The 22,650-nt window shown below is 44.4% G+C and carries 28 protein-coding genes; 5 read left to right on the top strand and 23 right to left on the bottom strand.

Going from position 1 to position 22,650, the window contains the following annotated elements; translation table 11 throughout:
* Positions 1–115 precede the first annotated feature (115 nt).
* The 6 genes from ACFPZG_RS00935 to ACFPZG_RS00910 form a co-directional block, all read right to left on the bottom strand.
* On the bottom strand, positions 116–721 hold the full coding sequence (locus tag ACFPZG_RS00935; protein ID WP_317940503.1) for a response regulator transcription factor: 606 nt from the start codon (positions 719–721) through the stop codon (positions 116–118).
* A complete protein-coding gene (locus tag ACFPZG_RS00930; protein ID WP_456242992.1) occupies positions 718–1,860 on the bottom strand; it encodes a sensor histidine kinase in 1,143 nt (380 codons plus the stop codon). The genes ACFPZG_RS00935 and ACFPZG_RS00930 overlap by 4 nt, the downstream gene beginning before the upstream one ends.
* A gap of 67 nt (positions 1,861–1,927) precedes the next feature.
* The gene (locus tag ACFPZG_RS00925) at positions 1,928–2,989 is read right to left on the bottom strand and encodes a fatty acid desaturase (RefSeq protein WP_283733570.1); all 1,062 of its coding nucleotides are present in this window, start codon (positions 2,987–2,989) and stop codon (positions 1,928–1,930) included.
* Positions 2,990–3,291: 302 nt separating this feature from the next.
* Positions 3,292–4,032, bottom strand: coding sequence for a 3-oxoacyl-ACP reductase FabG (fabG, locus tag ACFPZG_RS00920; protein ID WP_283733569.1), 741 nt, complete (start codon positions 4,030–4,032; stop codon positions 3,292–3,294).
* A 122-nt stretch (positions 4,033–4,154) separates the two neighbouring features.
* On the bottom strand, positions 4,155–4,481 hold the full coding sequence (gene ytxJ / locus ACFPZG_RS00915) for a bacillithiol system redox-active protein YtxJ (RefSeq protein WP_283733568.1): 327 nt from the start codon (positions 4,479–4,481) through the stop codon (positions 4,155–4,157).
* An 86-nt stretch (positions 4,482–4,567) separates the two neighbouring features.
* On the bottom strand, positions 4,568–5,131 hold the full coding sequence (locus ACFPZG_RS00910) for a glycerol-3-phosphate acyltransferase (RefSeq protein ID WP_283733567.1): 564 nt from the start codon (positions 5,129–5,131) through the stop codon (positions 4,568–4,570).
* Between the two features lie 96 nt (positions 5,132–5,227).
* On the opposite strand from ACFPZG_RS00910, the gene ACFPZG_RS00905 reads away from it, so the two are divergent.
* The gene (locus ACFPZG_RS00905) at positions 5,228–5,887 is read left to right on the top strand and encodes a phosphatase PAP2 family protein (protein ID WP_283733566.1); all 660 of its coding nucleotides are present in this window, start codon (positions 5,228–5,230) and stop codon (positions 5,885–5,887) included.
* Between the two features lie 147 nt (positions 5,888–6,034).
* Here the strand turns inward: ACFPZG_RS00905 and ACFPZG_RS00900 are convergent, their stop codons facing one another.
* On the bottom strand, positions 6,035–6,388 hold the full coding sequence (locus ACFPZG_RS00900; protein WP_317940502.1) for a hypothetical protein: 354 nt from the start codon (positions 6,386–6,388) through the stop codon (positions 6,035–6,037).
* 81 nt (positions 6,389–6,469) lie between these two features.
* On the opposite strand from ACFPZG_RS00900, the gene ACFPZG_RS00895 reads away from it, so the two are divergent.
* A complete protein-coding gene (locus tag ACFPZG_RS00895; RefSeq protein WP_317940501.1) occupies positions 6,470–6,796 on the top strand; it encodes an MGMT family protein in 327 nt (108 codons plus the stop codon).
* Here the strand turns inward: ACFPZG_RS00895 and ACFPZG_RS00890 are convergent.
* Positions 6,789–7,010, bottom strand: coding sequence for a transcriptional regulator (locus ACFPZG_RS00890; protein ID WP_283733564.1), 222 nt, complete (start codon positions 7,008–7,010; stop codon positions 6,789–6,791). The two genes, ACFPZG_RS00895 and ACFPZG_RS00890, sit on opposite strands and share 8 nt — an antisense overlap.
* Positions 7,011–7,092: 82 nt before the next feature.
* Here ACFPZG_RS00890 and mscL point away from each other — a divergent pair, with 82 nt between their 5' ends.
* Complete coding sequence (gene mscL / locus ACFPZG_RS00885) at positions 7,093–7,473, top strand: large conductance mechanosensitive channel protein MscL (protein ID WP_317940500.1); 381 nt, start codon at positions 7,093–7,095, stop codon at positions 7,471–7,473.
* A complete protein-coding gene (locus ACFPZG_RS00880) occupies positions 7,474–7,641 on the top strand; it encodes a hypothetical protein (protein WP_283733563.1) in 168 nt (55 codons plus the stop codon).
* A gap of 45 nt (positions 7,642–7,686) precedes the next feature.
* On the opposite strand, the gene ACFPZG_RS00875 is transcribed toward ACFPZG_RS00880, so the two are convergent.
* The 8 genes from ACFPZG_RS00875 to ACFPZG_RS00840 all read right to left on the bottom strand — a co-directional run bounded on the left by ACFPZG_RS00875 (position 7,687) and on the right by ACFPZG_RS00840 (position 15,448).
* On the bottom strand, positions 7,687–9,630 hold the full coding sequence (locus tag ACFPZG_RS00875) for a DUF2207 domain-containing protein (RefSeq protein WP_317940499.1): 1,944 nt from the start codon (positions 9,628–9,630) through the stop codon (positions 7,687–7,689).
* Between the two features lie 192 nt (positions 9,631–9,822).
* Positions 9,823–10,830, bottom strand: coding sequence for a nuclease-related domain-containing protein (locus ACFPZG_RS00870; RefSeq protein WP_317940498.1), 1,008 nt, complete (start codon positions 10,828–10,830; stop codon positions 9,823–9,825).
* Positions 10,831–11,282: 452 nt separating this feature from the next.
* Positions 11,283–12,053 carry an ABC transporter permease gene (locus tag ACFPZG_RS00865; protein WP_317940497.1) on the bottom strand — a complete coding sequence of 257 codons (771 nt, stop codon included), beginning with the start codon at positions 12,051–12,053 and terminating at the stop codon, positions 11,283–11,285.
* Positions 12,022–12,939 carry an ABC transporter ATP-binding protein gene (locus tag ACFPZG_RS00860; RefSeq protein ID WP_283733558.1) on the bottom strand — a complete coding sequence of 306 codons (918 nt, stop codon included), beginning with the start codon at positions 12,937–12,939 and terminating at the stop codon, positions 12,022–12,024. Before ACFPZG_RS00860 ends, ACFPZG_RS00865 begins: the two co-directional genes overlap by 32 nt.
* Positions 12,936–13,652 carry an ABC transporter ATP-binding protein gene (locus ACFPZG_RS00855; protein WP_283733557.1) on the bottom strand — a complete coding sequence of 239 codons (717 nt, stop codon included), beginning with the start codon at positions 13,650–13,652 and terminating at the stop codon, positions 12,936–12,938. Before ACFPZG_RS00855 ends, ACFPZG_RS00860 begins: the two co-directional genes overlap by 4 nt.
* Positions 13,645–14,013 (bottom strand): GntR family transcriptional regulator, encoded by a 369-nt coding sequence (locus tag ACFPZG_RS00850; RefSeq protein WP_283733556.1) that lies wholly within the window; start codon positions 14,011–14,013, stop codon positions 13,645–13,647. Before ACFPZG_RS00850 ends, ACFPZG_RS00855 begins: the two co-directional genes overlap by 8 nt.
* 2 nt (positions 14,014–14,015) lie before the next feature.
* A complete protein-coding gene (locus ACFPZG_RS00845) occupies positions 14,016–14,669 on the bottom strand; it encodes a hypothetical protein (protein ID WP_283733555.1) in 654 nt (217 codons plus the stop codon).
* Positions 14,666–15,448, bottom strand: coding sequence for a hypothetical protein (locus ACFPZG_RS00840; protein ID WP_317940496.1), 783 nt, complete (start codon positions 15,446–15,448; stop codon positions 14,666–14,668). The genes ACFPZG_RS00845 and ACFPZG_RS00840 overlap by 4 nt, the downstream gene beginning before the upstream one ends.
* Positions 15,449–15,904: 456 nt before the next feature.
* Here ACFPZG_RS00840 and ACFPZG_RS00835 point away from each other — a divergent pair, with 456 nt between their 5' ends.
* On the top strand, positions 15,905–16,273 hold the full coding sequence (locus ACFPZG_RS00835; RefSeq protein WP_283733553.1) for a VOC family protein: 369 nt from the start codon (positions 15,905–15,907) through the stop codon (positions 16,271–16,273).
* Here ACFPZG_RS00835 and ACFPZG_RS00830 read toward each other — a convergent pair.
* The 7 genes from ACFPZG_RS00830 to ACFPZG_RS00800 form a co-directional block, all read right to left on the bottom strand.
* Entirely contained in the window at positions 16,270–17,220 is a 951-nt protein-coding gene (locus tag ACFPZG_RS00830; RefSeq protein WP_283733552.1) for a hypothetical protein, read from the bottom strand. The two genes, ACFPZG_RS00835 and ACFPZG_RS00830, sit on opposite strands and share 4 nt — an antisense overlap.
* An 80-nt stretch (positions 17,221–17,300) precedes the next feature.
* Positions 17,301–17,777 (bottom strand): acyl-CoA thioesterase, encoded by a 477-nt coding sequence (locus tag ACFPZG_RS00825; RefSeq protein ID WP_283733551.1) that lies wholly within the window; start codon positions 17,775–17,777, stop codon positions 17,301–17,303.
* 61 nt (positions 17,778–17,838) lie between these two features.
* Entirely contained in the window at positions 17,839–18,537 is a 699-nt protein-coding gene (locus tag ACFPZG_RS00820) for an ABC transporter ATP-binding protein (RefSeq protein WP_283733550.1), read from the bottom strand.
* 17 nt (positions 18,538–18,554) lie between these two features.
* Positions 18,555–19,301, bottom strand: a complete 747-nt coding sequence (locus tag ACFPZG_RS00815) for an ATP-binding cassette domain-containing protein (protein WP_283733549.1) — start codon at positions 19,299–19,301, stop codon at positions 18,555–18,557.
* Positions 19,294–20,106 (bottom strand): ABC transporter permease, encoded by an 813-nt coding sequence (locus tag ACFPZG_RS00810; RefSeq protein ID WP_317940495.1) that lies wholly within the window; start codon positions 20,104–20,106, stop codon positions 19,294–19,296. The genes ACFPZG_RS00815 and ACFPZG_RS00810 overlap by 8 nt, the downstream gene beginning before the upstream one ends.
* Positions 20,103–21,074 (bottom strand): ABC transporter permease, encoded by a 972-nt coding sequence (locus tag ACFPZG_RS00805; RefSeq protein ID WP_317940494.1) that lies wholly within the window; start codon positions 21,072–21,074, stop codon positions 20,103–20,105. Before ACFPZG_RS00805 ends, ACFPZG_RS00810 begins: the two co-directional genes overlap by 4 nt.
* Positions 21,064–22,641 carry an ABC transporter substrate-binding protein gene (locus ACFPZG_RS00800; RefSeq protein ID WP_283733546.1) on the bottom strand — a complete coding sequence of 526 codons (1,578 nt, stop codon included), beginning with the start codon at positions 22,639–22,641 and terminating at the stop codon, positions 21,064–21,066. Before ACFPZG_RS00800 ends, ACFPZG_RS00805 begins: the two co-directional genes overlap by 11 nt.
* Between the last annotated feature and the right edge of the window lie 9 nt (positions 22,642–22,650).

Genomic DNA, 22,650 nt, shown 5'->3' with positions numbered 1-22,650 from the left:
GCGCGGGGGTCGATTCTATGGACGCGTGAGCCAACTTCTTTGGACGCGCGAGATGCTCCTACTCGTTTATTCAAAAAAAACAGGCAAAGGAATTGTTCCCTCACCTGTTAAAAACTTATTTAAACCAACCTTTTTCCTTAAACCTTGAAATTGCTTCAATCCGATTGCCGACTTCCAGTTTCTCGAGGATTGTTGATATGTAATTGCGGACGGTGCCTGGCGTCAGGTACAATTCTCCGGCGATTTCCTTCGTTGTTTTCCCTTCTGCAACGAGTCCAAGCACTTGGCTTTCACGGTCAGTGAGCGGGTTTTCGCTTGTCTCTTCGTACGCGATATCGACAAGCTCGGGTGCATAGATTCGGCGTCCGTCCTGGATGGCATGAATGGAATTTACAAGCTCCTCAATCGGACTGTCTTTCAATAAATAGCCGCGCACCTTGGCCTTTCGCGCGCGTTCGAAATAGCCTGCCCGCGCAAATGTTGTCAGGATAACGATCTTGCAATCCATCTCCATGAGTTCCTCCGCCGCATCTAATCCCGTCTTCACCGGCATTTCAATATCCATGATGCATACATCGGGCTTATGTTCCTTCACAAGTTGGACCGCTTCCTCACCATTACGCGCCATGCCGACGACTTGCATATCGTCCTCCATATTCAAAAGGGAACCGAGTGCCCCCAACATCATCCCCTGATCCTCTGCAATGACGATTCGAATCACGATAATTCCTCCTCGACTTGATGTGTAATGACGATTGGCATCCGAATGGTCAATTTCGTACCTCCATCGTCTTCGATAACAAGTAATCCATTCACGAACTCGAGGCGTTCCCTCATCCCTTTCAACCCTGCGCCAACTGAAGATGCCCTTCCTTGAATGCCTTTTCCGTTATCGCGAACGACAATGGCAACTTCATCGGCTGTATGCTTGAACATCACTTCGCAAACACTTGCATCGCTATGCTTCACGACATTCGTCACTGCCTCTTTCAAGCACATGCTCAGGACGTTCTCTACATTGGACGGGATATTCGATACATTCGGAACGCCTTCAATCCTTAATTCGATTTCTGCAGCGGACAATATTTGTCCAATGCGCGTCACTTCCTCAGTCAGTTTTGTCGCACGCATATCTGCAACTAATTCTCGTACTTCCTTCAACGCTGTGCTTGCGGTCTGACGGATATCGGCCAATTCCTTCTCAGCCTCTTCAGGATTTTTAAAGACTAACCTTCTTGCCAGGTCACTTTTCAAACCGATCATCGACAATTTCTGTCCAAGCGTATCATGCAGATCCCTTGCAATCCGTTCACGTTCCTCAATTAACATTAATTCTGCAATACGATCATTCGCATATTCCAGCTGATCTTCGAGCCTTTCGCGTTTGCTTCTGTTGTATAGATTGAACGGAAGAAGAGTCACGCCGATCACTGTGATAATGATGAAATGGACTTGTGGCAAAAACGAATCGATTTCGACGAAAAAACCTACAACGATTGCGCTGATTGTGAAAGCGATATGCAAACCATACATGATAAAAAAACCAACGGTCGATCGGATATTACCAATGAAAAAAGCTGTAAAGATTGATAAGTATACATATCCGAACAGCAACGTCATGATGACGTTAATAACAATTTCAAAGCTGACCCACATATAAACGAGACCGCTTTTTGATTTGATTGAAAAGAAATAGGAGATGAAAAAGAGTGCTAGTAAACTTATTCCCACCGATATTCCAACGGCCGACCATGATCTAAAAATGAAAAAGAAGGGCAATAGACAAAATATGACCCATGCATAAATACTCATCCAGGGATTTCTTGGAAAGATGCTATACCATTTTTGAATGATCGTCACCGCCTTTGTTTCATTGATTATACCAAAAAATTGAAACAGCCACCTATTCTGATAGGCGGCCGCTTCTTTATTTACTCTCAAAGCTCGTACGCTTCGGTTTTAATTCTTTCAAATCAATGTTCGGCGTTGCCCGTTTTACGGTTCTCTTCACTTCTTTAAATGTAATGAAGCGTTTATGTGCAGGATCATACAGCTTATAACGAAGCGATTCTAAACTTGTTTTAATGTTAATGGTTGTAGCCATTTGGAGAGGCGGAGTGGATTCATGCGCAATCTCCAAATTGTAGTTTGGCACACGTGGCGCCAAGTGGTGGACATGATGGAAACCGATGTTCCCTGTCGCCCACTGAAGGACTTTCGGTAATTTGTAATACGAGCTACCATCCACCGCGGCTTTCACATAATCCCATTCGGACTCCTCTTCGAAATACGAGTCTTCAAATGTGTGTTGGATATAAAATAGCCAAATTCCGAGTGCAGCTGCTACGAACATGATTGAACCTTGCACGATGAGGAATGACTGCCAGCCGACAAGCCAAATCATGAGTGCATAAAGCGCAACGAGGACGACATTCGTCAGATACGTATTGTTACGTTCTTTTTTACGCGCGTCTTTACGGTTGATCCTTCCAGTAATGAGCACTAAATATAATGGTCCAAGCCCGAACATGACAAAAGGATTCCGGTAGCACCGGTACATGAACTGTTCCCATTTCGACGCTTCCATATATTCATCCACAGTCATGACCCAAATGTCTCCGACACCCCTCTTGTCGAGGTTAGAGCTTGTTGCATGATGGATGGCGTGCTCCCTCTTCCACTTTTCATATGGAAACAGCGTTAGAACCCCGGTAATCGTTCCCACGATGTCATTCGCTTTTTTATTTTTGAAGAACGAACCATGCGTACAGTCGTGGAAGATGATAAATGTCCGCACGACGAAGCCTGCTGTGATGATTGCAATGCCGAACGTCAGCCAGATGGACACCGATAGACTTTGATACGCCAAGAACCAAAGGACGAAAATAGGCGGTACTGTGTTGATCAATTGAATGACACTCTTTTTTAAATCCGATTTGGCATAGGGTGCAACGTTTTTGTGTAATTGCTTTGTCTTTTCCTTACTCATGCATGAAGGCCTCCTCGAAACTTTTTCTTAACTATCATATTAAAGGGCTTTCGAGTTTGGCAAAATAGATGAACGTCATGACTTTTAATATGATAAGTGTCATTTATTGTGAAGAAATTCACATGCGTGGTGTGGTTTTGCTTGAGTTGAGGTGGGTTTTGCTCGAGTTCGATGGTGTTTTGCTCGAGTTTGGTCACGTTTTGCTCGAGTTCGATGGTGTTTTGCTCATTTTATGGCTTTAGACCTACCAAAACCATCCGAAGAAATTAAAAAATCCCCCTTTGTAGTAAGGAGGATTCCGTTCATTTCAACATACCGCCATCGACCTCAAGAACCGTTCCGTTGATAAAGTCTGATGCACCCGAAGCGAGGAATAGATAGGCGTTCGCGATATCTTCCGGCTTGCCGAGACGAGCGAATGGTGTCATCTGTTTAATTTGTGTAATTATTTTTCCAGGTATAGTACTGATCATATCGGTTTCGATGAACCCCGGAGCTACCGCATTTACGTTAATCCCTTTACGTCCATATTCCTTCGCCCATGTCCTCGTCATGCCGATGACACCAGCTTTCGAAGCGGCGTAATTTGTCTGTCCGACATTTCCGCCGGTTCCTGCGATTGATGACGTGTTGATGATTTTTCCTTTTCCAGCAGCAATCATCGCTGGCAGGAAGGCTTGCGTACAATTGAAGACGCCTGTCAAATTCACATCAATTACTTGTTGGAAGATCTCTGCTTCCATTTTCAACAGCATTGCGTCTCGCGTAATCCCTGCATTGTTAATGAGCACATCGACTTTCCCGAAGTGGGCAAGCACTTTTTCTGCAGTTTCTTTTACTTGATTACGTTTTGCAACATCCGTTTTGAAAAATGCCGCCTCCATGCCCTGAGCATGCATTTCACCAGCAAGTGCTTCCCCCGCTGTTTCGTTATAGTCAAGAATTGCAACCTGCGCACCCTTTTTACCAAAAAGCTGTGCAGCGACAGCACCAATTCCATTAGCACCGCCTGTAATAACGACCGTCTTCCCTTTCATCTCCACTTGCTAACCCCCAATAATTGTTACCACAAGTTCACCTGAACTAACAGACATCCCAAAGGAATGCCTGCAGGTTATCCGGCTATATTTGATAAATATCCGTTAAGCTTTTAAAAATCTACTTATTATCCAAATGCTTCTACAGCTGACTTGATTTTCGATTGACTAATTGAATAATGGCTTGCATGCCATACAGCTTTGCCGTCCTTTAACAGGAAAAGCTGCGGGCTTTCGTGCCGGATGCCAAGGCCACTTGCGACTTCACTCGAAAGAGGACGGTTCGTTTGGACAACCAAGTAATATTTGGGGATGTCTGTATCAAACCCTTCAAATGCCCTATACCCTGCCGCACTAATCGAGCATGTCGAGCTATGCTTCAATAAAAAAACAGGTTCATTTTTCGATTGATCGATTATGGAATGCCACTCTGTGATGGACTGGATTTTCTTCATGAGAACTCTCCTTCCAAAGACCTTTCATTTGAATGAAAGACCCGTTTATTCCATTATAATCCACTGAGAAGGTGACTACAATTGATTCAATTGTCCTTTATTCTAATGAAATCGCTTATATGCGCAAATAATAGGATGGCTATCACTATGCAGGAAAGCACTGTTTCCGGCAAGTCCCTTGTTAAGGCATACAAAAATAACGGTGACAAAGCCATTGAGCTTAATCCCGCCAAAGTAAAGCTTTTGAATATCGGATAAAGGACAAGAAATGCCCCAACAAAACAGGCTACAACAAGTGGATTGAACGCCAACATCCCGCCTATGAATGTCGATACGCCTAACCCGCCACGGAATTTATGTACAATTGGATAGTTATGGCCTAACATGACAGCTATCAAAAATAGCAATTGAGGCCATCCTTCCATCCCCATCCATCTGGCAGCAAGGACGACAAGCGCCCCTTTCAGTGCATCCCCGATAAATGTCAGGACGAATGCCTTTTTGCCAAACACCCTCCCCGCATTTCGCGCACCGGGATTTCCACTGCCTTCCGAACGGATATTTTGCTTAAAGAAAAACTTCCCGACTACTGTTGCAGTAAGGAAATTGCCAACTAAATAAGCGCCAATCAGTAAGAAAACAACTTTCATACATATCCCCCATTCTTTGCCACTTCTTCAGAGTGTTAGATTAATGCACCATGCCTTCAATTCCAGTACAATGGTGCGAAGAAAGGATGTATTTATTTGAAAGAAAAATCATTGCGCCCTAACATAGCAATTGCATTATGTATTTTATTCATCGGCATCTTTGCCTATATCGCTACAATCATCAGCCGGGATACAATAATAGGATTTGACCAGCCAATCATTGCGATTGTACAAAGTCGGGAAGCGCCTTGGCTGACGCCGATCATGAACGGATTCTCATTTGTCGGCTCCACAAAAGTTGTCATGGTCCTCATTATTGCAGTGACAGCACTTTTATTTTGGGGCTTCCGCGCTCATTCAAGCGCCTATTTCTTTTTCTTTGCAACAGTTGGGACAAGCGCGCTGAATCAAACATTGAAATTCATATTCAAACGGGAACGCCCTGAATTTCACAGACTCGCCGATGCAGTAGGCTATAGCTTTCCAAGTGGGCATACAATGATGGCATTCACTTTGTATGCAATAGCCGTCATTCTTCTTTGGCGCAAGATCCGGGTACCTGCAGGCAAAATTGCACTGTTGGCATTCGCTGTTTTCATGTTCGGAATGATTGCATTAAGCCGAATCTATCTCGGCGTCCATTACCCAAGCGATATTGCGGGTGGCATTGTTGCAAGCGCATTTTGGGTTGTCTTTACAGTTTTCATTTTCGATTTCTACCAACGGCGAAAAAAACAGGGCCTCGTCAATTCATGACGGGGCGCTTTTTAATTCATGAACTTCTTTGCTTCATCTTCCAATAATACGCGAGGTGCGAAACCGCCTACCTCTATGAATTCTATACACTCCCCCACATCCACCTTGAAAATGAAAAAGTCTTTCGTTGTTTATCGTAAATCACTTCTAATAGTTCGGAGGGACAACCTCTTTTTCCTCCTGCTCCTTCACCCATTGTTGCTCGGCCTCCGGATGCAATCTGAAATATATCCTCTGTAGTAAGTCAATCACTTCCCCGAATCCGATAATGAGCAATCCATAGAGGAAATGTGTTGCAATGATGCCGATAAATCCGAACAATGCAGCTCCCGATAATCCGCTGGAATACTGCCACTCCCCCCACTCATTCATATGACCGCCCATTTGCGACATCATCACCAATGTGAAAATTCCTTGGATGACACCCCAAACCATCACGACGACACCGGCGACTTTAATCGCATAGCCCATTAGACTTTGTTTGATGAATATTTTTTTCACTCTGGCCATCCCTCCCAATTTAAATTTTTCTTTACATACTGTACGATTGAATGAGTCGGATAGTTTCATAGGAGGGATGGTATGTTACCATTTACAGAACGCGCCGTGAAAATCATTAAAGAAATTCCCGCGGGACGCGTCATGACATATGGACAAGTAGCAAGTGCAGCAGGAAATCCGCGTGGCGCAAGGCAAATTTCAAGAATCCTGCATTCGATGAGCGCGAAATATGAGTTGCCATGGCATCGGATCATTAACGCTCAGGGTGGAATCTCGACCCCAACTGATGGTGAGGAAAAAGGCGGATTACAACGAGAGTTGCTTGAAGGTGAAGGTGTGGAATTCATGAGGAACGGAAAGGTGGATCTTACTGTCTACCGGTGGTTCCCGGAGGAGGAATTCATATGACCCATGATTCTCTGCTGATGACACGTCTTACCGACAGGACACGGTCAATTGTGAAGGTCCGTTTTTCACGGCGTAAATAGCAAAAAGCCTTGAATGAATTGTCACCAACTGATAAAATTCGAATGCGCCTTTTTGTAAGCGCTCCGTCCGCACTCATATAGATCATATCAGCCAAATCCCGGCGGTCGCATAGTTTGATCAATTCCCGTCTCATTGCTCTCAACTCCAATAAAAACATTTGTTCTTATACTATGCGAATCGGTACTATTTTAGACATTAGAAAGTTGGTAATCACAATGTGGAAAGACTTTAAGGAATTTGCATTCAAAGGGAATGTTCTCGATCTGGCAATCGCAGTCGTCATCGGTGGTGCATTCGGTAAAATCGTGTCGTCCCTCGTTGAAAACATCATCACCCCCCTCCTTGTAGCGCTGACAGGAAAAGTGGATGTGTCAAAACTTCACCTCGTACTCGGAGAAACAGAAATCAAGTACGGACTCTTTTTACAAAACATCATTGATTTCCTAATAATCGCCTTCTCAATCTTCCTTTTCGTACGACTTATGATGAAATTCAAACGGAAAGAAGAACCTGTTAAAGAGGAAACACCTGCGATTGATGCAAAAGAGGAATTATTGAAGGAAATCCGTGATTTATTGAAAGAAGAAAAGAAATGAATGAAAAACCGCTTCAGTCCATGTGAGACTGAAGCGGTTTTTTTTGAGTTGGTGCTGCTATTGGAGTTATCGGTCACTTTACGCGGGTTATCGGTCACTCTTGGAGAGTTATCGGTCACTCTACGCAAGTTATCGGTCAAGTTCACAATTTTATCGGTCACTTCATGAGAGTTATCGTCTTTTCAGGACCTTTGACTCACTCGAATTTCCCACTCAATCCGCGCCAGCCCCGCCGCCGCCGCCATCTCCACCACCGCCTCCACCGCTGTATCCTCCACCGTAATCAGAACCACCACTACTTGAAGAACTGCTGCCTTGATTAATAGACATAGGCCCCCAAGTCGAATAGGCGAAATAAAGCGGATCCACCTGCAAGGCAAAAAGCGGCGCCAATGGATAGGAATCCAGTACACTTCCCTTCAACTTCGGAAGCCGTTTCTTTGATGGATTCAGCAAATATGCGCGTATCATCCAACGGTCGATATCTTCCGGATGAAGATGATGAGGCGGTTCGGCATTCCACTTTGTTTTCATCTGGAATTTCACAATGCTCATCTTCGTAAAAAGCGCAGTTATAGATTTTGGCAACGCCTTTGGAATGACAGCGAACAGGATCGCTCCGACAATGATTAGTTGAAGGGTTGCATTGGTGACAATCGCGTCTGCCGTTTGAGCACCAACGAAAAACAGGCCGATGAACAACAGGATGGCAGGCCATTTCTTACCCGGGTTTACAATATAAAAATAATACCCGATACCTGCGACAATGACAGGAAATGCAATTCCCCATCCGCCTGCCCCGTCCGCATAGAATCCGAACATCATCAAAATTGTGAGCAGGAAGATGATTGCCGTCTTCAAAATTTTGGAGAGCATCGTCGATAGCGCGCCCGCCTCTATCATGAGGCGAAGGACGTCGTCATGCCATGCTTCATGGTTCACGACAAACTTATTTTGCTTTCGCACTTGAACGCGATCTTTTTTATCTCCTTTAATAGAAGGACCTGCAATGTCATGCAAATGGAACTTCCGATGGCCAGCCCTGCCCTTGAATAACCAGGTGACCAAATACTGTTCATGCGGCAATAAGTTCTTCATTATTTGACTTGATTGTTGTAAATGAAATACAAGGGTCTTCTCAGGCGCGCTGCTCTTGCCGTTGAACCGCATTGCCGAATCGGTCATTTCCACTTTGACGACACCTTTTTCAACAAGTGAGAACAGGCCTGATAAAAAACTCTTCCTGTTGAACTTTCCATTTTGATCGACAAGCGCCAAATACATCGGATCGGTCCGTAAAACGAGATCCGTACTTCCGAATAAAGGAATCACCCGCTGTCTCAGAAGGATAATTAGGCCAATTAACACAATAAATACGATACGTAATCCATCTGCGGCCGTTATTGCTGATGGGATATTGGACCATCTCGATTCCTTTTCGGCAATCGTATCACGCTCCTGCTGGATTGCATCCATTAAAGGAAGCGGCGCGGCATACTTGCTTTGCTCAGTCATAATGGATGAAGGGAAAAATACTCGGGTCCCCGTTACTGTGTACGCAGCCGAATTGGGCGTATGAAACGAAATTCCATTGCGATACACCTTATTCACCAAGCCCTCACGGTCGAGAATAAATCCATGGATATTGACATCGCCAACATCGCCCGGCAAAACATAGTCAATGCTTATATTATTGATATCCTCATCGTGATTTGCCCCGCCCTCGAAATAAGTCACGTTTAGGTCACTATATGTATCGTATGATTTCACTGCGTTCAGCATCCGATAGACGTACAGCACTGATATCGTTTCATTCTCAGCCTCAACTGAAGTCGAGTAGGTACTGCCTTTCGATGACGTTTGCGCCTGTGATAGGATTGATTCATCAATTTCACCAACAACAGGGCGTGCATCGTGAATCAAATACGCTTCGAATCCGCGAATCTGGCTAATATGCTCATCTGGAAAGGAACGAGTCAATCTTGAGAACGAACCATCGAATGTATAGGTGAACACCTCATTGACCAACATCTCCCCGTCCGGTTGCACCCATCCTTTAATCTGCACCCGGTCCACCGTGAATGACTTTGCATGCGCGGTTGCAGGCGGGAACAGGATTAGCAACATTACCATAATGAAACCCAATAGATTCTTCATCGTAACCACCTCCCTATTTGTTGTCTTACGACAGATTGAGGTGGTAAGTTTCAATAACACTTAAAATAGGGATATTCAGCATATCCAAGAGCATAAAAATAGTTATTATCTATCAAATCCTTGGACTTATCTATTGAATCAAGCGAGATATCAATTGAATTACGATTCTTATCCATCGAATACATAAATATATCACCAATTCAGGACTTTTCGCTCATGCTCTGTAGCGCGTTTTGACAATAATTCTATGTCTTTCAAGGAAGCAACATAAACTCTTCCCTTCTTCTCTCCTTGTGATGGTATTTCCAATTGTTTTAAAATCCTATTTGCTTTTTGATGACTTTCGAGTTGCAAAAAGTTTCTACACTCTTTGTTAGTGACCTGATTATTCACCAAGATAATATAATCCAACATTCCTTGTAAATGTCCGTGCGAATCAGTATGGCCGCATCGGTTGCATCCCCATCCTTTGTGAATGGATTGCATGCCAAATTGACCGCAGCGTACACAGCGGACGCCTTTTTTTATTTCGGAAGGTGAAATGTTGTAATTGGATGATAAAGGAAAAGGGTTATAATCACGATGGCTTTCCATCAAAGTAGTTGCAATGTTTCTAAGTTGATGATCATCGAGAGTTGGGGGTTGTTCTACGATGTTTCGAAGGAATACAGGTATTTCAAGGGGGAATAAAATCGTTAAGTTGGTACGGTTGTTTTCAATACGTTGCTGTGGTCTAGGAAAAACCACTGCCGTATAAATCGATATCGACATACTTCGAGCATGTAACCAATCTTCCAGCAAAATTTGATTGCGACTAAGCTGAATGGATGGACATTCAAACGAATCAATTTGTCCATTGTCTAAGGTACGAACAATTTGATTTTGATCGGTTGGAAAACTAATTCGCCCCGCAATGTTTTTCATCTCAAAAATAATCAGCCCTTGCTTACAAAGAAATAGTGTGTCTATTTGAAACTGCCCAGTTGACCTTAAATTTAAATCGTGAAATATAAAGTGTTTGAACGGGAACTCGTACTTCTGAAAAACATCCGCTAATATCCTTTCTCCATTTTCACCTGCCCGGGTTGCTCTAATAGCATTTTCAATACTTGAATAGCGGGAATGATGATTGGGTAATCGTTGCAGCAGCCTTTCTAAACCCATAAGTTTAAATGAATTTGATTTCTTTTTAATTATCAATATATACCACCTCCACCAATTACTTTAGCATGTTGGAAATGCTTTTTCCATAAGGGTTCCACCCCAGTGAAACTTTCTCACAGATATTCAAGTATATCTATCGAATAGCTGGGTTTATCTATTGAATACTTCCACATATCAATTGAATCATAGGCTTTATCTATTGAATAACTCAATATATCACCAAATCGGGACCTTCCTCCCCCTCACACTAAACTATGGCAAAGCCGTGTCGCCCGTTGCCTCCCCCGCACACTAATGCTACAATGGTCTATAGGATTAGCTTAAAAGGAGTGAAGTCTTCATGTGGTTCCTATACATCATGTATACATTGTTTGCATTTGTCATCCTTGGAACGTCATTTGGTCTTATCAGCACTTTCAACAATCACAAGTGATTGTTGAGGTGCTTTTTTCTTACAAAAAAAGCACCCCACCATGGAGTGCTTTTCTTTAAGCGGTCACATCACGCTTTACAAAGCTTGTATAGCTAACCACCAAAAACACAACGATATAAACCGCCAATACCGCAAGTGAAAATGGCATCGTCATATCCTCAACCAACATCATCCCAGTTTCAAACTGCGTCAAATCCATATGCGTGAACAGCAAGTATTTAGCGATTTCATATTTCGATAGCAACGCGGATATTGTAGTCCCTGTGAAATAGATGAATAGAGAAAGTCCGATTGCCAGAGAGCTTGATCGGAAAACACTACCGACTGCAAATGCGAATGTCGCTGTAACAAATACGCTACCGAATGACAACACTAACATGTACAAGCTTTTCCCCCATACTTCTGAAAGTCCTTGATCCGTCCCCGATTTAAACAAGATTAACGCCAACAGGACATATACTATATAACCAATCACCATTAGAAAAATGCCGAACAAATTCACTGTTATAAATTTCGACGTCAGGATTTTCCACCGTTTCACGGGTCTTGTTAGTAGCATCTTGATAGTCCCTTGTGAAAACTCGGATGCGACAATGCCCGCCGCCACGATGACTGTCAACAATAACACGGTCCCGCCAAGTGAAGACGGATCCCCAATCATGCTTTCCCTCGTAAAATTTCCGCCCATATTTTGGGTGCTAATGTATTTCATCAATGCCGTCATACCTGCAGTCAGCACAACCATTATCGCAACCAATACCCACGTACTTTTTTTATTCCACAGTTTCATCCATTCATTTTGCATAAGTTTCAGCAATCTGGCCACCTCCTGTCATTTCCAAGAACTCATCTTCCAACGTTTTCTTATGCGGCTGCACCGCGAACACTTCCAGTCCTTCGGCAATGAATGACCGCATTATTCCCGGAATTTGCTGTTGTTCCACATTCACAATCAACCCATTATTAAAATCATCCACCGTCAAACCTTCATCTAAAAGCAGTTGCTTCGCCTTCTCCACAGGAGTTGCTTCTATATAATAGAACGATTCCCGCGTCTCCGACATTTCACGGATGTCGACCAACTTCCCGTTTTGAATAACAGCGATCCGATCGCACATCAACTCGATTTCTGACAGCATATGGCTTGAAACAAAAACGGCAACCCCTTCCGTTTCCGCGATTTGGCGCAAATACGTACGGAACTCCCTGATGCCCGCCGGATCGAGACCGTTCGTCGGTTCATCCAATATCAAGAACTTCGGCCGATGTAATAGCGCCTGAGCTAAACCAAGCCGCTGACGCATCCCAAGTGAATACGTCCCTACTTTTTCATGAATCCTATTTTGCATCCCGACTTGTCGGATGACCTCATCAATTCTCTCCTTCGTCACGTTTTTATGCATGCGCGCGAAGTGTACTAAATTCTTATACCCGGACATGAACTTATACATTTCCGGATTTTCAACGATGACACCGACCTTCGAAAGGCCTTCCTCGAAATTATCTCGCAACGATACTCCATCAATGACGACATCGCCACCCGTCTGTTTCATCAGACCGACCATCATTCGGATTGTCGTTGTTTTCCCTGCACCATTCGGACCAAGAAAACCTGTAATTGTCCCCGGATACAGCGACAAATTCAGATTGTCGATGATTTTCTTGCTTCCTATCGTTTTAGATAAGTTCTTTAATTCCACTACTGGTTTCATTTTGAAATCCCCTCCCTATTCCCATCTTTGAACAGCGATACCATCCAGCTTGTTGCATCCACCCCATAGAAATCACGGATTTCATCAACAGCTTCATGTGCGATGATAACTCCGCCCCTCATGACTATGATATCATCCAAAAGCGGCTCGACTTCCCGGATTTCATGCGTTGACATTATAACCGTCTGCCATTCCGGATCTGTAAAACGGATTAGTCCTTTTGCAATATCGTCCCGCACCATAGGGTCAAGTCCGGAAAACGGTTCATCTAACAGATAAACATCCGCTTCACGTGCAAGCGTCACCGCAATTTTCACCCGCCCTCGATTCCCTTTGGACAAGCTTTTTATTTTCGAATTAAGCGACACATTCAGGAATTGCACAATCTCCTTCGCTTTGAGCACATCAAAATCCTTGAATTGCGATTCGTAGAAGTCAATCAGCTGCTGAACTGTGAAGTACGTATAGAAATCATCCGTATCGGACATATACGCGATTCTGGAAGCAACCCTTCGTGTAATCGGCTTCCCGTCAAACGACGCGCTCCCGCTATTCGGTGTCGATAAACCCGCCATCATCTTCAATAATGTCGATTTCCCACTCCCGTTTTCACCGACAAGTCCAATCACTTTCCCCTTCGGAATCGATAATGTCACATCCTGTAGCGCCCTTTTACTGCCATATTTCTTCACGATATGTTTTAACTCAATCATTTTCGCCACCCCGTTCCTGCAGACACTTTACAATCTCCTCAGTCGTAAATCCGAATGCTGCCACGCTTTGAAGGAAAGCCGTCACGAGTTGCTCCTTCATTTCATTGCGAAGTGCTGTAATCTTTTCCTGATTCTCCGTCACGAACGATCCCTGCCCCCTTCTTGTCTCAGTGATCTCCATCTGCTCCAACTCCTTGTAAACGCGCTGCATCGTATTCGCATTCACGCCGACTTCAACCGCGTATTCACGGACGGACGGTAACTTTTCTCCCGTTGCAAGCGTTCCGCGCATAATATCCCCCAAAATCCGGTCGATGAGCTGCTGGTAAATCGGCTTATCCGGTAAAAAATCAATGCTCATCGTTAGTACCTCACTTTCTTCTCAAGCAAAATTGCTCCGCCTGCAAATAATACGAATGAAACGAGGATGTATACGAGTGAACCTATGTCAGGTCCAATTTCTCCCCATATTACCTCTATGATTCCCCATACCATTGATACCAAGGTGAAAAATATAATCACAACAATTACCGCCAACCAGCCAATCTTCAATGACAAAAGCCTGTAGATCACCCATATCGGCAAACTTGCTGAAATCGCAAAAGTGGCAGTAAGGAATACTTTTAGCAAGTTCGGCCATCCAGGGATGACCCCTTCAAATCCGCCGATGAAATAGGCGACAACCCCTATGCCGCTCCAAATCAGGTTAGACACACCGACTAATAGTAAGGCCATCAGCATCTTGGAGGCCAAAAGCTGTGTTATTGAAGCTGGAGAATGTAGCCATATATCAGGCTGCTTCATATCCGTATGAAGACTATGGATGAAAAGCAGCGCCCCAAAATACATTTGCAAATACGAGAACATATTAGTAATTTCTACAAGATCAAATATGCCTCCGACCGCAAGGGGTGCGAAACTTGATACGGCAATCACGACAAAGACCACGATAAAAGCAATGAACGTATATCTCATCAGCATCCATTCTTTGCGTAATAAACCATTCCAACCCGTCATAGCCTCACCCTCTTTTCAAATAAGGTGATAGCGAGGTAAAGTAGACCGACTGTAAAGAAAATAGCGAAGGCAATTTCACCGAAGTACAAAACGGTATTACTAAAGGCAAAGTTTTCATATTGGATATGAATATTAGAACTTTTGATACTTAACAAATCAAAGCGCCCTATCTTTATGAACCGTTCATAAAAAACGGAGTTCATGACCTCGCCATAAATTCGCGCTGAAATGATAAATAAGACTATAGTGATGATAATCGAAAACCCTTTAAGAAAAGGTTTTAGCAGTTGATCGATGACGATAAAGAAAAAGCCATAAACCATAAACTGGATAGACGCTAAAAAAACGGCGCTTATTAACAGGACGCCTACGAACAGCAACTCACTGAACATCACCTCCGGATGTGATGTGAATAGATAGCGGATTGCAACGACCACTACTGGGACGAGTAAATAGGCAAATCCCATTACCGCTGCCATGAACAGCTTCACCCCAATTAGTTTGGACGTGGACGCTGTCGAATGAAGCCATAGATCCGGCCTTTTCATTTCTTTGTTAAACATCGTTGCGAATGCAATGACCGGGACAAAAACACAGGCACCCGCCGCCACGAAACTAATGATCATCGTAATTTCAAATACGGGAACTTCCCCCGCTGTTAATACCTTTGCAAATGTCGGGAAAACGAACAATCCCGTGAGCATCAGAAGGACCAAAACGATTATCTGTACCCTCCACTGCACCCATTCCTTCTGCAATAAACCATTCCATTGCTTCACCATCTACCCCTCCTGTATCGGTGTATTAGTTACATAGTACACTAACTTATGCAGCATTGCAAAGGAATTTGACTATTTCGTGAAGATTAATTTAAAAGTCCTATTTCTTCCAACCGGAAAAAGTTATCGATCATTTCCCAGGTTTTATCGATTATTTCCCGGAACTTATCGATCAATTGATATGGTTTATCGATTATTTCCCAATTTATATCGATCATTTCCCGAGATATATTGTCATTTAGGGACTATTCACCCATTCAATAAAAGAGCTTTTTTAGTTGCTCAAAAACATTTGGCACGACAAAAAAAGGGTGCCAAGATGACATTCTCCGCGGGACTTATCGCGAAGCCAATTATCCATAAGCAACCCTTATACATATCGTTTCATTTCCCGTCATAGCTTCTCTTGATAAACTCATCTACACTGAAGTTAACAAGAGCAAAGGAGAGATTCATATGACTCAATTTCTCATTGGCATCGACCATATCCAAATCGCAGCACCACCGAATTCCGAAGAACAAGCACGCAAATTTTACGGTGAGCTACTTGGAATGAAAGAAATCCCGAAACCAGAAAACTTGCAAGCACGCGGTGGATGCTGGTTCCAATGCGGTACACAAGAAGTCCATATCGGTGTCGAAGCAGATTTCACACCAGCAAAAAAAGCGCATCCCGGATTCACCGTACATGCGCTTGAACAATTGAAATCCCGTCTAATTGCGGCAGACTTCCCCATCACTGAAGAACCACCGATCGCAGGCCGGGCCCGCTTCTTCACACAAGATCCATTTGGCAATCGGATTGAGTTTTTGGAGTTTGACTAAGACACAATAATATCCTTCTCCTGCTGGTCAAGTCGCTTCAATTCTTCCATAGCTTCATCACGTTTCCTTCGCAGTTGGTCCTGCACACGGCGGACGTCTTGAAGCACGCCATTCAACTTGCCCTTCGCGTCTGTTATCCGCGAATGCACCGCCCAGTCGGAGAAAATATTATCGAAGAAGATATCCGTAAATGTGAAAAAGTCATTATGATTCACTTTGAAAGATTCAGAAGCGACATTTTGTACATCCATTAATTCAGTTTCGTAATGCCGAAGGGCGCGTTGAGCACGGTGTACGAGATCATCGGAGCTGTTCATTTCCGAATACTTCATAGCTGAAACGATCAGGCCACCGCCTAAAAACGTATCCCACATCGACAACCCTTCAGCATTTCCAAGCTTATCAAGCGCAGCGTCAAGTGTCCGCATCGCCTTGTCGCCCGCTTCGTATGCCTCGTCGATTTCCCTTATCAATGACCTGACACGTACTCGATCATCTGCGATTCTTTGCAAAGTACCGTTTGCCACCGAATCGTTTTGCCTTATCCATGCCTCTTTCTCTTTTAAGAAGTCCGACCAATCCTCGTCGATATAAAGAAAATCCTCCCGTTTCATCTGTTCACGGAGTCGGCTCACTTCCGCTTCCAAATCCGTAACTGTCTTTTCCGCCTCATTGTATTTCAGTTCGGCCTCCACGACTTCATTGATTTCCTTTTCCATCTGCATATCCCATTTGCCTGTCCACTCTTTTAGTTTATTCGCAAACGAGAATTTCCCAAGCTTCACGACATCCTGTTGCTCCTTTGATAGTTGCCTGTGCAACCGATCACGCAACTGAACCGCTTCCTTATATTGCGCCTCCGCCCCATCAAGACGTCTTTTCACCCGGTTCCGTTCATTCCGCAGCATCGTCAGTTCCATTTGCCGTTCTTGAATATCCGCCCTCATCACACTCACTCCTTTCCTTATATACGGAAAATATCGTTGGAGGTTTCAATCAAAAAAGCCGCCATAAAAGGCGACTTCTATCAATGTATAATTTCCCTACGTAATCTCCGGTGGTCTCTACGTGCTGGACCTGTGTCGAATAATCGTTTTTCGGCTTCGGTTTCCGGATAGATGCCAGGAACCGCTGTCGGTTTATTGTTTTCATCCATTGCGACCATCGTCAGAAATGACTCTGTCGTCAACTTGGTCGCACCCGTAACCAAATCCCTTGAATGCACCGTTACGAAAACCTCCATCGACGTACGGCCCGTCGAACTGACGACCGCTTCCAGTTCAAGTACATCGCCGACTTTGGCAGACGACAGAAAGTCGACCGAATCGATGGATGCAGTGACAGCAGCACGCTTGTTGGAGTGTTTCATCGCCGCAATGGCGGCAATTTCATCTATGTATGCCAGCACCTTTCCACCAAAAATCGTCTGCATATGGTTTGTGTCAGGCGGTAGTACAAGCTTCGTAACGATTGTACGTGAGTGGCTCATCGGCCGTTGTTCCATTACTGTCATCTCCCTTTTAATACTCTCTTAGTATACCCACTATCGAAATGGTTGAACAAGTTCACTCAAATAGCAAAAGGGAATACGGGTGTTCAAATGAAAACCTACCGTCCCGTTTCACGCCCTCCTCAACAATCCTTCCGCTCTTCATCACATAAACTCGGTTACACAGATGTTCCACGACATCGAGGTCGTGGGAGATGAACAGAATCGCCATTCCCGTCTCCCGGTTAAGCCGCTGTATCAATTCAACAATTTCCTTCTGTATCAAACGATCCAAATTGGATACAATTTCATCGCAAACAAGTAGCTTCGGTTCGACAAGGATTGAGCGAAGGAGATTCACTCGTTGACGCTCCCCACCGCTTAGTTCCGAAGGGCGCCGGTCCAAATGCTTTTCTTCCAAACTCACTTTTTCAAGCATTTCGCGGATATGGGCGTCTCGATCACCTTTCATCTTGCGAAGCGGCTCCTTTAAAATATCGCGAACCGTCCAGGACGGATTCATAGCGGCAGATGCATTTTGGAAGACGATTTGACAGGAAGCATAGAAATTATCTACGGTTGCAAATGAAACCGTTCCTTCATCTGCGGATTCTAAACGCATGATCAGACGGGATAGTGTGCTTTTCCCGCTGCCACTTTCGCCGACAATCCCAACAATCTCTTCCTCACCAACTGTCAGATTCACATCATGAAGGACGTTCTTTTTTCGTTTTCCTCTGCCATAGCTTTTTGAAAGATTTTCTATTTTAAGCACTTCCGGCACCCCCTTTCCTAAAATCGGCTGTCCAGCAAACGTTTTGTATATTCATGTGTTGGATTTGCCAAAACATCTTCAACAGCCCCTGTCTCAACGACTTCGCCTTTCCGCATGACAATCATTTCATCTGCCACAGCCGCCACAACATCCAAGTCATGGGTGATGATAAGGACTGTTGTCCCGCTTTCATTCAACAGATGTAGCGTTTTTATGGACTCCTTCTGTACGACTTTATCGAGTGCTGAAGTCGGTTCATCGGCTATCAATAATTCAGGCTCCAAATAGAATGCGCATGCAACCATGCAACGCTGCAACATTCCACCCGATAACTCAAACGGATATCGATCCATAATATCAACAGACAAGCTTAACCTCTCTAAAATCTCCGGCATCTTCTCCTGAAACTTCTCCTCATCATCGCCAACCCTTTTCCCGGAGAATGCATACAACTGCCGTTCCATCTTCACACTCGGATTGAAACTATTTGATGCATCCTGAAAAACCGCAAAGAACTTATTTTTCCGTAATGCTGAGATCTTTTCAGGAGTCGCTTTCAACAAGTCCATATCCTTATAATGAACTTCTCCATAGGCACGCGAATTTGCGGGCAGCATACCTAACAATGCTGAGACTGTCATGCTTTTCCCACTGCCACTTTCACCAATCAGCGCTGTCACTTTCCCTTTCGGAATTAAAAAGGTAATACCCTTTACGACAGGGACTTCATTTATTTCAACTGATAATCCTTTCACCTCAAGCATGGAACCGCCTCCTTCTTGGATCTTTCAAAGCTTCCCCGATGAAGTTAATGGAAAGTATCGTCAAGAAGATCAGCAATCCAGGGAATACACCAATCCACCATGCACCGATCAATAAATCATTTTGTGCATTGTACAGCATATTCCCCCACGATGGAATTGCCGAAGGAATGCCGATTCCAAGGAAACTTAGCGACACTTCGATAAACACAGCTCCCGCTAAATTGAAGATCGTCACGACGAACAACGGCGGCAAACTGTTGCGCAGCAAATGCCCGGTAATGATCCTCCATACTGGCGTACCGAACATTTTCGCCATTTTAACGTACTCAGTATCCTTCAGCCGGATGAACTCAGAACGGACAATTCGCGCCGTAGTGAACCACCCCGTCACCCCAATGATGAATGTCATTCCCCACATCCCGCCTTGCATGATTGCCTGAAAAGCAAGTACCAAAACAAGCGAAGGGATGGAAATGAGCGCTTCCAAAATCCTCATCATCACACTATCGGTCCACCCGCCGGCATACCCACTTATTCCACCATAAACGACTCCGATGATGAATGACAGCAGAACCGATAAGCCGGCAACTATCAATGTTACTTTTCCGCCTTCCAATAAACGAGAAAACACATCCCTGCCAAGATGGTCCGTCCCTAACAGATGACCATCCCCTGGCGGAGAATAGACAGCGTCCATGTCCATTTCATTCACCGGATGGGAAGAAAACGAACCGGCAAATAGCGTCAAAATAACGATCAGGCCTAAAAGTGAGCACCAGAAAACAAACATTTTTCTCTGTGTCATCCGCCCAACTCCCCTCTACGAAGCTTTGGATCGAGCATGAACATGAGAACATCAATGACGAACAGTGTAATGACGACGATCAAACATGTCAGCATGATACCGCCCATCAGCAGCGGATAATCCTTCACCATGATGGATTTTATGAGCAACTGCCCGAGGCCCGACCATGCAAAAAGGGCTTCCACAATGACCGAACCCCCAAAAAATGAAGGAATCGTCATGCCAAGATAATTCAAATAGGGAATGAAAGCGTTCCGTAATACTCCAATCCTGATTTCCCGTTCATCTACTCCGTTCGCCCTTGCAGTCATCACATAATAGCTTTCGATCTCCGTCTTTACACTCTCCTGGAGGAAGCGCGCATACAGGCCGACATGCGTCAACACAATGACGGATGCCGGCATGATTAGATGCCGTATTTTATCGAAAAAGCCGCCGTCCCCAATCAGACTCCTCGTCCCAGAAGAAGGCAAGACGCCTAACGTAACGGAAAATAAATAAATAAATAAAATTCCAAGCCAAAAAGGGGGGATTGAAGAGGATGCGATACTGAACATCGATAGCCCCCTATCTAACAGCGATCCCGGCTTCACTCCTGCAGCCATTCCGAGCCAAATCGATCCGATGATGATGAAAAACATCGATACTCCGAATAAGAGAAGCGTATTCGGCAAACGCTCACCTAAAATCAATGCGACAGGACGTCCCTCCTTAGCCGACATACCGAGATTCCCATTCATCGTCTCTTTCAACCAAGACCCATATTGTATGATCAACGGACGGTCCAGCCCAAACTCCTCACTGATCCGCTCCTTCTCAGATGCAGTCAATGTTTGGGCATTGCCCCCGTAATATGCTGTTGCTGAGCTGCCTGGTCCAGCATGCATGATGAAAAAAGAGAGGAAGCTCACGATGAGGAGAACTAAAATCCCCAACATCATGCGCTTCCCAATCCATTTAACGGTCATTCCACTTCCACTCCTCGACATTCCACAGGAAACCGGAACCGTGGTGACCGAGCGTTCGCTCCTTCACGCCTTCGATATTCCCGTTAATGCCATAAACTGCATTTACATAAGCGATGAATGCGAATGCCGGGTCTTCCGCAAGCTCTTTCTGGAAGGCCATATAGCTTTCCTTCCGTTCTGCTTCGTCCATAGATAAGCGACCTTTTTCAAGATAGGTATCTACTTTTTTATTCGAATAGTTTCCGAAGTTATAGCCCGAGCTTGTTAGACTTGATTCAGATGAATGGAATAAGCCGTACGTATGATGATCGGCATCGTACGGGCTACCCCATCCAATCATGAATGCATCCGTCTCTTCGATTGTGATTGCACTCCAGTCAAGTGCTGCCACATCGACATCCGCACCAATTGACTTATAGCCCTCAGCAACATAATTCGCCATATTTACACGGACTGAATCGGATGCAGGCGCTGTAATTGTGAAGCTCAGTTTTTGGCCGTCCTTATAACGGAATCCATTGGTAGACTTTTCCCAACCTGCCTCATCCAACAAAGCTTCTGCACGTGCTTGGTCAAAACTATATTTTTCAATTTCTTCATAATGAAAATCATGTTTTTGAAGCGGTGAATAGGCTACTTCTCCATATCCTTTCAAAATACCTTTTACGATTCGTTCCCGATCAATGGCGAAACTGAATGCCTGACGAACACGCACATCTTGCCAAAGCTCGTTTTGCATATTGAAAAGGATTCCGCGGTAATCCGCGGTATCAACATTATAAATTTTAATATGATCTCGCTTTTCAAGCTCACCTACTTGCACTGGGTCAAGCAGAGCAATATCGACTTCACCCGAAGCGAGTTGCAAAGCCCGGACATTGCTGTCAGGGATGAATTTGAAGATGACTTTCTCGATGGTCGGCTTTGTGCCATAAAACTGGTTGTATGCCTTCAGCATCAAGCTATTGCCTCGGTCCCATTTGTCGAACTGATAAGGTCCTGCGCCAATCGGATGGCTGTTGAACTCAGCGGTCCTCATATCAACACCCTGAAACGCATGCTTTGGCAAAATGGGTACCGTCAGCTTATCAAGAATTGGTGTGAACGGGTGTTTCAGCTTCAATTCAAACTCGTAATCATTCAGCTTTTTCATTGATGCCACTTCAGTAAAATCCGATTTCAAAAATGAAGCGTTTTTATCATCCAAAATACTTTCGATCGTAAAAATCACATCATCCGCAGTCAGCGGCTCGTCGTCGTGAAAACGAATATCCTGCTTAAGCTTGAATGTATAAGTCAATTTATCATCCGATATGGTATAGGAATCTGCAATATCGGCTTTCGGTTCATTGTTTTCATCAAAACGGAACAGCCCCCGGAAGAGGAGAGCATCCAAATTCGTCTCCTCAAGAATCGGATTCAAACCATCAAACTCAGCTTCGGATGCATAGATAAGACTGTTTTCTTTCTTGCCGCCAACCGCGTGCTCGTTACCTTTTCCGCAACCTGTTAGGACTAACAGCAGGATCAGCGAGATGAGGGCTATCATACTTATTTGTTTTTTCATAGTTTCCTC

The organism is Sporosarcina thermotolerans (assembly GCF_042658975.1).
In the GTDB taxonomy this organism is placed as follows: Bacteria; Bacillota; Bacilli; order Bacillales_A; family Planococcaceae; genus Sporosarcina; species Sporosarcina thermotolerans.
The sequence above is the reverse complement of the archived record's forward strand: the minus strand, read 5'-3'. Positions and strand labels throughout refer to the sequence as shown.

What these genes read in the sequence shown, in the direction of transcription:
- ACFPZG_RS00925 (WP_283733570.1), bottom strand. Translation starts at nt 2,989, where the DNA reads ATGAGTAAGGAAAAGACAAAGCAATTACACAAAAACGTTGCACCCTAT.
- ytxJ (WP_283733568.1), bottom strand. Translation starts at nt 4,481, where the DNA reads ATGAAGAAAATCCAGTCCATCACAGAGTGGCATTCCATAATCGATCAA.
- ACFPZG_RS00910 (WP_283733567.1), bottom strand. Translation starts at nt 5,131, where the DNA reads ATGAAAGTTGTTTTCTTACTGATTGGCGCTTATTTAGTTGGCAATTTC.
- ACFPZG_RS00895 (WP_317940501.1), top strand. Translation starts at nt 6,470, where the DNA reads ATGTTACCATTTACAGAACGCGCCGTGAAAATCATTAAAGAAATTCCC.
- ACFPZG_RS00890 (WP_283733564.1), bottom strand. Translation starts at nt 7,010, where the DNA reads ATGAGACGGGAATTGATCAAACTATGCGACCGCCGGGATTTGGCTGAT.
- mscL (WP_317940500.1), top strand. Translation starts at nt 7,093, where the DNA reads ATGTGGAAAGACTTTAAGGAATTTGCATTCAAAGGGAATGTTCTCGAT.
- ACFPZG_RS00880 (WP_283733563.1), top strand. Translation starts at nt 7,474, where the DNA reads ATGAAAAACCGCTTCAGTCCATGTGAGACTGAAGCGGTTTTTTTTGAG.
- ACFPZG_RS00875 (WP_317940499.1), bottom strand. Translation starts at nt 9,630, where the DNA reads ATGAAGAATCTATTGGGTTTCATTATGGTAATGTTGCTAATCCTGTTC.
- ACFPZG_RS00860 (WP_283733558.1), bottom strand. Translation starts at nt 12,939, where the DNA reads ATGAAACCAGTAGTGGAATTAAAGAACTTATCTAAAACGATAGGAAGC.
- ACFPZG_RS00855 (WP_283733557.1), bottom strand. Translation starts at nt 13,652, where the DNA reads ATGATTGAGTTAAAACATATCGTGAAGAAATATGGCAGTAAAAGGGCG.
- ACFPZG_RS00850 (WP_283733556.1), bottom strand. Translation starts at nt 14,013, where the DNA reads ATGAGCATTGATTTTTTACCGGATAAGCCGATTTACCAGCAGCTCATC.
- ACFPZG_RS00845 (WP_283733555.1), bottom strand. Translation starts at nt 14,669, where the DNA reads ATGACGGGTTGGAATGGTTTATTACGCAAAGAATGGATGCTGATGAGA.
- ACFPZG_RS00835 (WP_283733553.1), top strand. Translation starts at nt 15,905, where the DNA reads ATGACTCAATTTCTCATTGGCATCGACCATATCCAAATCGCAGCACCA.
- ACFPZG_RS00830 (WP_283733552.1), bottom strand. Translation starts at nt 17,220, where the DNA reads ATGAGGGCGGATATTCAAGAACGGCAAATGGAACTGACGATGCTGCGG.
- ACFPZG_RS00825 (WP_283733551.1), bottom strand. Translation starts at nt 17,777, where the DNA reads ATGGAACAACGGCCGATGAGCCACTCACGTACAATCGTTACGAAGCTT.
- ACFPZG_RS00815 (WP_283733549.1), bottom strand. Translation starts at nt 19,301, where the DNA reads ATGCTTGAGGTGAAAGGATTATCAGTTGAAATAAATGAAGTCCCTGTC.
- ACFPZG_RS00810 (WP_317940495.1), bottom strand. Translation starts at nt 20,106, where the DNA reads ATGACACAGAGAAAAATGTTTGTTTTCTGGTGCTCACTTTTAGGCCTG.
- ACFPZG_RS00805 (WP_317940494.1), bottom strand. Translation starts at nt 21,074, where the DNA reads ATGACCGTTAAATGGATTGGGAAGCGCATGATGTTGGGGATTTTAGTT.
- ACFPZG_RS00800 (WP_283733546.1), bottom strand. Translation starts at nt 22,641, where the DNA reads ATGAAAAAACAAATAAGTATGATAGCCCTCATCTCGCTGATCCTGCTG.